At 74.3% G+C, this 10,429-nt stretch carries 2 protein-coding genes; both read left to right on the forward strand.

Features of this window, described 5'->3' with window-relative positions; genetic code table 11:
- Nucleotides 1-63 precede the first annotated feature (63 nt).
- Complete coding sequence (locus IE318_RS43075) at nt 64-8,685, forward strand: type I polyketide synthase (RefSeq protein ID WP_229904174.1); 8,622 nt, start codon at nt 64-66, stop codon at nt 8,683-8,685.
- A gap of 17 nt (nt 8,686-8,702) precedes the next feature.
- Nucleotides 8,703-10,429: type I polyketide synthase (locus IE318_RS45915; protein ID WP_229904175.1), on the forward strand; the 1,727-nt coding region annotated here is incomplete at its 3' end.

The raw sequence follows: 10,429 nt of genomic DNA on the forward strand, positions 1-10,429 counted from the left end.
ATCCCCGCGATTTCGACGGTCACGGGGGAGTCGGCGACGGACTGGCAGTCCCCGGAGTACTGGGTGAACCAGGTCCGTGCCGCCGTCCGCTTCTCCGACGCCGTCCGTACGGCCGAGGAATCCGGGGTCCGTACGTTCGTGGAACTGGGTCCGGACTCCGTACTCACCGCGCTCGGGCAGGGTTCCGTCGCCGGTGGGGACACCGCGTTCGTGGCGCTGCTGCGGCGGGAGCGGGACGAGGCGCGTGAGCTGCTGGGCGGTGTCGGTGCCGTGTGGGCGCGCGGCGGTGACGTGGCGTGGCCGGAGGTGCTCGGCGGCCGGGACACCGGCTACCTGGACCTGCCCACGTACGCCTTCCAGCGCAAGCGCTACTGGCTCGACGTGCCCGCGAGTGCGGGCGATCTCGCGTCGGCCGGTCTGGAGGCGGTGGAGCACCCGATCCTGAACGCGGCCGTGGAGTCGCCGGAGGACGGTTCCGTCGTTCTGACCGGCCGGCTCTCGGCGGCCGGACAGCCCTGGGTGGCCGACCACGAGGTGCACGGCAGCGTCCTGCTGCCGGGGACGGGCTTCGTCGAACTGGCCGTACGCCTCGGTGACCAGGTGGGCTGCCCCCTGCTGGAGGAACTCACCCTGGAGGCCCCGCTGGTGCTGCCCGAGCGGGGCGGCGCGGCCCTGCGTGCGGTCGCCGGTCCGCCCGACGCGTCGGGCCGACGCGCCCTGAGCGTCCACTCGCGCCGGGACGACCTCCCCGGGCAGACCTGGACACGGCACGCCACGGGCTTCCTGGCCACCGGCGCCGCGCACGTCGACGGGGCGGACCTGACCCAGTGGCCGCCGCCGGGCGCCACCCGCGTCGAGGTCGACGGCGCCTACGAACGGCTGAACGAGCGCGGCTACGGCTACGGGTCCGCCTTCCAGGGCCTGACGGCCGCCTGGCGGCGCGGGGACGAGCTGTTCGCCGAGGTCGCCCTGCCCGAGGGTGTGCACGGCGAGGCCGTCCGCTACGGCATGCACCCGGCCCTGCTGGACACCGCCATGCACGTCGACGTGCTGGTCGACCACGGCGAGGGCGGTACGGAGGCGCTGCTGCCGTTCGCGTGGAGCGGTGTGACGCTGCACGCCTCCGGGGCCTCGGCCCTTCGGGTGTACGTGCGCCGGATCCGTGGCGCCGAGGAGTCCGCGATGGTGGTCGCCGACGGCGCCGGACAGCCGGTGATGACGGTCGCCTCGCTGATCTGCCGGCCGGTCTCCCCGGACGCGCTCCAGACCGCGAACGGCACGCTGTCGGAGGATCTGCACCGCCTGGAGTGGAGCGCGGTGCCGGCTCCGGCGGACGGGACGCCGCCGTCGTACGCGGTGATCGGTGCGGGTGCCGGAGCCGGTGCCGAAGGACCTGCGGGACTCGCCGGGCTGTCCGGCTCGGACGCGCCGCCCCCGGTCGTGATCGCTCCGTGCGCCACGCCGCGCGGTGACGCCGTTCCGGACGCGGTGCGCTCCGTGGCCTCGGGGGTGCTCGCCCTCGTGCAGGAGTGGCTGGCGGACCCGCGTACCGAGGAGTCCACCCTGGTCGTCGTCACCCGGGACGCGGTCGCCACCGCGGAGGGCGCCGACGTGGACCTGGCGCAGGCACCCGTGTGGGGCCTGGTGCGCGCGGCGCAGGCCGAGAACCCGGGGCGGATCGTCCTGCTGGACAGCGACACGCCCGCCGACACGGAGGACGTAGCGGCCCGCCTCGCCGCTGCCGTCGCCGTCCTCGGCGAACCCGAACTGGCTCTGCGCGAGGGCCGTTTCCTCACCCCCCGGCTCGTGCCCGCCCTGGTGCCCGAGGGCGCCACGGTGCCTTGGGACGCGGACGGGACGGTCCTCGTGACCGGCGGCACCGGCGGCCTGGGCGCGATCGTCGCCCGCCACCTGGTCGCCGAGCACGGCGTACGGCACCTGGTGCTGGCCGGGCGGCGCGGCATGGACGCCCCTGACGCCGCCGAACTGAAGACGGAACTGGAGGAGTCCGGAGCCGAGGTCCGGGTCGCCGCCGTCGACGTCGCCGACCGGGACGCGCTGGCCCGCATCCTGGCGGAGATACCCGACGGGCATCCGCTGACCGCCGTCGTGCACGCCGCCGGAGTCGTCGACCCCGGCATGGTCGGCGCCCTCACCCCCGAGAGCATCGACACGGTTCTGCGGCCCAAGGCGGACGCGGCCTGGCATCTGCACGAGCTGACGAAGGACATGGACCTGCGCGCCTTCGTCCTGTACTCCTCGGCCGGCGGGCTGGTCCTGCCCGCCGGGCAGGGCAACTACGCCGCCGCGAACGTCTTCCTCGACGCGCTGGCCGCCCACCGCCGCGCGGCCGGGCTGCCCGCCACCTCGCTCGCCTTCGGACTGTGGGCCGTCAACACGGGCCTCGGCGGTGAACTCACCGACGCCGACCTGGAGAAGACACGGCGGCTCGGCCTGCCCGCGCTGCCCGCCGAGCGCGGCCTCGAGCTGTTCGACGAGGCCCTGCGCACCCCGCACGCCCTGCTCGCCCCCCTGCCGGTCGACCGGGCGGCCCTGCACGCCCGCGGCGCGGACACGCCGCCGCTGCTGCGCGGCACCGCACGCCCCGCGACCACCCGGCGGGTCGCCACGAGCGCCCCGCAGGGCGGTGGCGGCGACCTGGCATCCCGGCTCGCCGGCCTCGGCGCCGCCGAGCGCACCCGCACCCTCCTGGACCTCGTCGCCGGCCACGTGGCGGCCGTCCTCGGCCACGACTCCGCGGACGCGGTCGGCGCCGACCGCGCCTTCAAGGAGCTGGGCTTCGACTCGCTGGCCGCCGTCGAGCTGCGCAACGCGCTCAACGCGGCGACCGGCCTGCGGCTGCCCGTGACCCTGGTCTTCGATCACCCGTCCACCCGGGCCGTGGCCGACCTCCTCGACGCGGAACTCGGCGGCGGCACCCCGCAGGACACCGTGTCCCCGGCCGCCGCCCCCGTCACCGTGTCCGACGACGAGCCCGTGGCCATCGTCGGCATCAGCTGCCGCTTCCCCGGCGGGGTGCGCTCCGCCGACGATCTGTGGGACCTCGTCGCCCAGGGCCGCGACGCCACCGGGGCCTTCCCCGCCGACCGGGGCTGGGACACCGACGGCGTCTACGACCCCGAGCCCGGCCTGCCCGGCAGGACGTACTCCCGCGAAGGCGGATTCCTCTACGACGCCGCCGAGTTCGACCCCGCCTTCTTCGGGATCAGCCCGCGCGAGGCCGTCGCCATGGACCCGCAGCAGCGGCTCCTCCTCGAAGCGTCCTGGGAGGTCTTCGAACGGGCCGGGATCGACCCGACGAGCATGCGCGGCAGCCAGACCGGTGTCTACGCCGGTGTGATGTACCACGACTACGGCACCTGGCTGCGGCACGTCCCCGACGACGTCGCCGGCTACCTCGGCAACGGCACCGCCGCCTCCATCCTGACCGGCCGTGTCGCCTACGCTCTCGGCCTGGAGGGCCCCGCCGTCAGCGTCGACACCGCCTGCTCCTCCTCCCTGGTGGCCCTGCACATGGCCTGCCAGGCGCTGCGCCGCGGCGAGGTGGGCATGGCGCTGGCCGGCGGTGTCACCGTGATGTCCACGCCGGAGATCTTCGTCGAGTTCAGCCAGCAACGCGGCCTGTCCCCGGACGGCCGGTGCAAGGCGTTCGCCGGCGCGGCCGACGGCACCGGCTGGGCCGAAGGCCTCGGCGTGCTCCTGCTGGAGCGGCTGTCGGACGCCCGCCGCAACGGCCACCCGGTCCTCGCGGTGATCCGCGGCTCCGCCATCAACCAGGACGGCGCCAGCAACGGCCTGACCGCCCCCAACGGCCCCTCCCAGCAGCGCGTCATCCAGCGCGCGCTCGCCACCGCCGGGCTGACCACCGCCGACGTGGACCTGGTCGAGGGCCACGGCACGGGGACCCGGCTGGGCGACCCGATCGAGGCCCAGGCGCTGCTGGCCACCTACGGGCAGGGGCGCCCCGCCGACGACCCGGTGTGGCTGGGCTCCATCAAGTCGAACATCGGCCACGCCCAGGCCGCCGCCGGCGTCAGCGGTGTGATCAAGTCCGTCATGGCCCTCCGCAACGGGGTCATGCCCAAGACCCTGCACATCGACCGGCCGTCGCCCGAGGTGGACTGGGAGACCGGACACGTCCGGCTGCTCACCGAGGCACGCCCCTGGCCGGCCCGCAACCGGCCCCGCCGCGCCGCGATCTCCTCCTTCGGGCTGAGTGGCACCAACGCCCATCTGATCGTGGAGGAGGCGCAGGAGGAGGAGTCGGCGGCAGCGGTTGTGGAGGGCGGTGCTGGCGCTGCTCCGGTGGTGGTGCCGTGGGTGGTCTCGGCGAAGTCGGCGGAGGCGCTGGCTGCGCAGGCCCGGCAGCTGATGGACATGGACGCGGACTTGCCCGATGTCGGTTACTCGCTGGCTGTGACCAGGGCTCATCTTGAACACCGTGCGTGTGTGGTGGGCGGTGACCGTGAGGCCGTGTTGCGGGGGCTGACCGCTTTGGCGGAGGGCGATGCGGACGGTGTGCCGGGTGTGGTGGGCGGCGTGGCGGGGAGCGGCGGTCGGACTGCGTTCCTGTTCACGGGGCAGGGGGCGCAGCGGTTGGGGATGGGGCGTGGGTTGTACGACGCCTTCCCCGCGTTCGCTGAGGCGCTGGACGCGGTGGTTGCTGAGCTGGACCGGCATCTGGATCAGCCGTTGCGTGAGGTGATGTGGGGCGAGGACCCGGATGCGCTGAACGCCACGAGTTACGCCCAGCCTGCGTTGTTCGCGGTCGAGGTGGCGTTGTTCCGGTTGGTGGAGGCGTGGGGTGTGCGGCCGGATGTGCTGGTGGGTCACTCCATCGGTGAGCTGGCCGCGGCTCACGTGGCCGGAGTGCTGTCCTTGGCGGACGCGGCTCGGTTGGTGGTGGCGCGTGGGCGGTTGATGCAGGCGTTGCCTGATGGTGGCGCGATGGTCGCCGTGCAGGCGTCGGAGGACGAGGTCCTGCCCCTGCTCACCGACAGCGTGTCCATCGCCGCGATCAACGGGCCGAGATCGGTGGTGGTTTCGGGTGCCGAGGGCGAGGTGCTGGCGATCGGCGAGCACTTCACGGCGATGGGTCGTAAGACGAGCCGTCTGTCGGTGTCGCACGCCTTCCACAGCCTGTTGATGGAGCCGATGCTGGCCGACTTCCGTGCCGTAGCGGCCGAGTTGTCGTTCAGCGCACCTGCGTTGACTGCCGTCTCGACGGTCACCGGCGAGCCGGCCACCGACTGGCAGTCCCCTGAGTACTGGGTGAACCAGGTCCGTGCCGCCGTCCGCTTCTCCGACGCCGTAAGGACAGTCGAGGAGTCCGGGGTCCGAACGTTCCTGGAGCTGGGCCCCGACTCCGTCCTCACCGCGCTGGCGCAGCAGACGCTGGAAGCGGACGAGGTGGTCGTGGCGCCGGTCCTGCGCAAGGACCGACCGGAGGCCGAGACCCTGCTCACCGCCCTCGCTCGACTCCACGTCTCCGGCCTGGACATCGACTGGGCCGCCTGCTTCGCGGGCTTCGGCGCCCGCCGCGTGGACCTGCCCACCTACCCCTTCGAGCGGAAGCGGTACTGGCTCGACGTGCCCTCCGTGGTCGAGGACGCCGCCGGGCTGGGGCAGGTGGCCGCCGGGCATCCGCTGCTGAGCGCGGTCGTCGACTCCGCGGAGACCGGGGCCCCGGTGCTCACCGGGCGCCTCGCCGTGGACACGCACCCGTGGCTGGCCGACCACGCGGTGCTCGGGTCGGTGCTGCTGCCGGGCACGGCGTACGTCGAGATGGCGCTGCGGGCCGGGCAGGAGACGGGGTGCGCGCTGCTGGAGGAGCTGACCCAGGAGGCGCCGCTGCTGCTGCCGGAGCGCGGCGGGGTCGCCGTACAGGTGGTGGTCGGCGAGGCGGACGAGTCCGGGCGGCGCACGGTGGCCGTGTACTCGCGGGACGAGAAGGCGCGGGACGGGGAGGGGTGGACGCGCAACGCCAGTGGTGTGCTCGCCCCCGAGCCGGCGCCCGCCGAACTGGACCTGGAGGCGTGGCCGCCGCCCGGCGCCCAGCGGGTGGACGTGAGCGGGATGTACGAGGACCTGGCGGGACTCGGTTACGGATACGGCCCGGTGTTCCAGGGGCTGAAGGCGGCCTGGCGGCGCGGCGAGGAGCTCTTCGCGGAGATCTCGCTGCCCGAGCGGGCACAGGCCGACGCCGCCGCGTTCGGGCTGCACCCGGCACTGCTGGACGCCGCCCTGCACGGGGAGCGGGTCTTCGACGAGGGGCAGGAGGACGCCGACCGGACCGCGCTGCCCTTCGCCTGGAACCGGGTCACGCTGCACAGCACCGGCGCCGCCATGCTGAGGGTGCGGCTGACCAAGCCGGGCCCCGACGCGGTGGCGCTGCGCATCACCGACGTCACCGGCGCGCCGGTGGCCACGGTGGACAGCCTGGTCGTACGGGAGGTGTCCGAGCGGCAGTTGTCCGGCGGGGCGGCCGGTGGCCGTGACGCCTCGCTCTTCCGGGTCGACTGGCGGTCTGCCCTGTCCGCTTCGGCTCCGCCGGCCTCGGACACTCCGGACGCGCCGGACCTGCCGGAGTCGTACGTGGTCGTGGGAGCCGAGCTGCCCGGTCACCGTGCGGTCCCGGACCTCGCGGAACTCGCCGCCTCCGGGCCGGTGCCGCCTACGGTCCTGCTGAGCGCGTCGGGCCTGGTCGGTCCGGCCGCCGAGTACGACGGCGTGCCCGCGCGGGCTAGGGCGGCCACCGGGCGGCTGCTCAGCACCCTCGCCGACTGGCTGAACGACCGGCGCTACGCCGAGTCCCGGCTGGTGCTGGTGACCAGGGGCGCCGTCGTGACCGGCGAGGAGACCGACGCCGCCGTCGACTGCGCGCAGGCTCCACTCTGGGGTGTTCTGCGGGCGGCGCAGGCGGAGAACCCGGGCCGCTTCACCGTCGTCGACCTCGACGACGCGGAGGAGTCCGTACGGTCCCTGCCGGCGGCGCTCGCCACCGGCGAGACCGAGCTCGCGGTGCGGCTCGGCTCGGTGCTGGTGCCCCGTTACACCGAGGTTCCGCCCGTGGACGGTCGCACCGGGGTTCCGGACGTGGACGGTCGCACCGGGGTTCCGGGCGGGGTGTCCCGAGGCGGACAGCCGTCGCCGTGGGACGCCACGGGGACCGTCCTGGTCACCGGGGGCACCGGTCTGCTGGGCGGCCTGCTCTCCCGTCATCTGGTCGCCGAGCACGGCGTACGGCACCTGGTGCTGACCAGCCGCCGGGGCCCGGACGCCCCCGGCGCCCGGGAGCTGCGCGACGAGCTGGCCGGGCTGGGCGCCGAGGTCCGGGTCGCCGCGGTGGACGTGGCCGACCGGGCCGCCCTCGAAACGCTCCTGGCGGAGATCCCCGAGGGGCAGCCGTTGACCGCAGTGGTGCATGCCGCGGGCGTCATGGACAACGCCCTGGTCGGTGCGGTCACCGACGAGCAGGTGGAACGGGTCCTCAGGCCCAAGGCGGACGCGGCCTGGCATCTGCACGAGCTGACGAGGGACATGGACCTGCGCGCCTTCGTCCTGTACTCCTCGGCGGGCGGCCAGGTGCTGCCCGCCGGGCAGGCCACCTATGCGGCCGCGAACGTCTTCCTCGACGCCCTGGCCGCCCTGCGGCGCTCCGCCGGGCTGCCGGCCACCGCGCTGGCCTGGGGCCTGTGGGCGGGCACTGCCGGCGAGGGCATGGAGCTGACCGAGATCGACCTGAAGCGGATGAGCCGCTCCGGCGTCACCGAACTGGCCTTCGCGGACGGCCTGGCCCTCTTCGACGAGGCGCTGCGGCGGCCCGAACCGCTGCTCGTGCCGGTCCGGTTCGACCGGGCCGTGCTGCGGGCCAGGACGGACGAGGTGCCCGCCCTGCTGCGGGACCTGACCGGCGGCGGCCGACCCGGCACGGACCGGGGCGACACCGGCCGGGGCGACACCGGCCGGGGTGCGGGCCGCCCCCTGCCGTCGGCGTCCGGTGCGTCGGGTGCTTCGGGTGCGTCGGGTGTGTCAGGAACGTCTGGTGCGTCCGTGGCCTCCGGCGGCCGTGCCGAGAGCGGCGGCGACCTGGTGAGGCGCAAGCTCGCCGGGCTGGCCGGGGCGGAGCGCGACCGCTATCTGCTGGAGCTGGTCCGGGGCCACGCCGCCGCGGTGCTCGGGCACGGGGACACCCTGGGTGTCGCCGCCGACCGGGGATTCACCGAACTCGGCCTCGACTCGCTCGGCGCGATCGAACTGCGCAACCGGCTGCAGAAGGCGACCGGCCTCCGGCTGCCCGCCACCCTGATGTTCGACTACCCGAACTCCGCCGCGCTGGCCGCGCACCTGCTCGAGGAACTGGCGGACGAACTGGCGCAGGCCGAAGAAGCCGCCTCCTCGTCCGGCGCGGGCGTGGACGACGACACGATCCGCAGGACGCTGCGGTCCATCCCGCCGTCGCGACTGCGGGAGGCGGGCCTGCTCGACGCACTGCTGAGGCTCGCGGGGACCGCCGACAGCACGGAGACCGCCAGGAACACCGAGACCGCCGAGAGCACGACCGCCGAGAGCACTGAGAACGCTACGACCCCGACCGCATCGATCCAGACCATGGACGTCGACGACCTGGTACGAGCTGCCCTGTCGTCCGGCGACCCGAACTGACCGAATTCGAGGATGACGTGAGTACATCGGTGGAACAGGTCGTCGAAGCGCTGCGCAAGTCGCTCATGGACAACGAGCGGCTGCGCCAGGAGAACGCCCGGCTCGCGGCGGTGAGCGGCGAACCCATCGCCATCGTCGGCATGGCCTGCCGCTACCCGGGTGGCGCCGACACCCCGGAGGCGCTGTGGCGGCTGGTCGCCGACGGCCGGGACGCCACTTCGGGGTTCCCCGCCGACCGCGGCTGGGACCCCGGCGTCTACGACCCCACGCCGGGCGTCCCCGGCAAGACGTACACCCGCGAGGGCAGCTTCCTGCACGACGCGGCGGACTTCGACGCGGCGTTCTTCGGGATCAGCCCCCGCGAGGCGCTGATCATGGACCCGCAGCAGCGGCTGCTGCTGGAGATCTCCTGGGAGGCGATCGAGCGGGCCGGCATGGACCCGACGTCCCTCAAGGGCAGCCGTACCGGCGTGTTCGCCGGGGTGATGTACCACGACTACGCCGACGGCAGCGCGGGCAGCTTCGTCTCCGGCCGGGTCTCCTACACCCTGGGCCTGGAGGGCCCCGCGGTGACGGTGGACACCGCGTGCTCGTCGTCACTGGTCGCCATGCACCTCGCGGCCGACGCCCTGCGGCGCGGCGACTGCACGCTCGCCCTCGCGGGCGGCGTCACCGTGATGTCCACGGCGGACATGCTCGTGTACTTCAGCGAGCAGCGCGGCCTCGCCCCCGACGGCCGCTGCAAGGCGTTCGCCGACGCCGCCGACGGCACCGGCTGGGGCGAGGGCGCGGGCGTCCTGCTGCTGGAGCGGCTGTCCGACGCGCGGCGGGCCGGCCACCCCGTCCTGGGCGTCCTGCGCGGTTCCGCCGTCAACCAGGACGGCGCGTCCAGCGGCATGACCGCTCCCAACGGCCCCTCGCAGCAGCGGGTGATCCGGGCCGCGCTGGCGGATGCCGGGCTGTCGGCCTCCGATGTGGACGCGGTCGAGGCGCACGGCACGGGGACCCGGCTGGGCGACCCGATCGAGGCCCAGGCGCTCCTCTCCACCTACGGGCGGGGCCGGGCGGACGACCGGCCGCTGTGGCTGGGTTCCATCAAGTCCAACTTCGGGCACACCCAGGCCGCCGCCGGTGTCGCGGGCGTCATCAAGATGGTCATGGCGATGCGGCACGGCGTGCTGCCCCGCACCCTCCACGTGGACGCGCCGTCCCGGCAGATCGACTGGGAAGCGGGCCGGGTGGAACTCCTGACGGCGGCGAGGGAGTGGCCCCAGGCCGCCGGGCGTCCGCGCCGGGCGGGCGTGTCGTCCTTCGGGCTGAGTGGCACCAACGCCCATCTGATCGTGGAGGAGGCGCCGGAGGAGGAGTCGGCGGCAGCGGTTGTGGAGGGCGGTGCTGGCGCTGCTCCGGTGGTGGTGCCGTGGGTGGTCTCGGCGAAGTCGGCGGAGGCGCTGGCTGCGCAGGCCCGGCAGTTGGTCGGTGTGGGTGCGGGCGCGGATCTGGCCGATGTCGGTTACTCGCTGGCTGTGACCAGGGCTCATCTTGAACACCGTGCGTGTGTGGTGGGGGGTGACCGTGAGGCCGTGTTGCGGGGGCTGACCGCTTTGGCGGAGGGCGATGCGGACGGTGTGCCGGGTGTGGTGAGCGGCGTGGCGGGGACCGGTGGCCGGACTGCGTTCCTGTTCACGGGGCAGGGGGCGCAGCGGTTGGGGATGGGGCGTGGGTTGTACGACGCCTTCCCCGC

The organism is Streptomyces spiralis (assembly GCF_014654675.1).
Lineage (GTDB): Bacteria > Actinomycetota > Actinomycetes > Streptomycetales > Streptomycetaceae > Streptomyces > Streptomyces spiralis.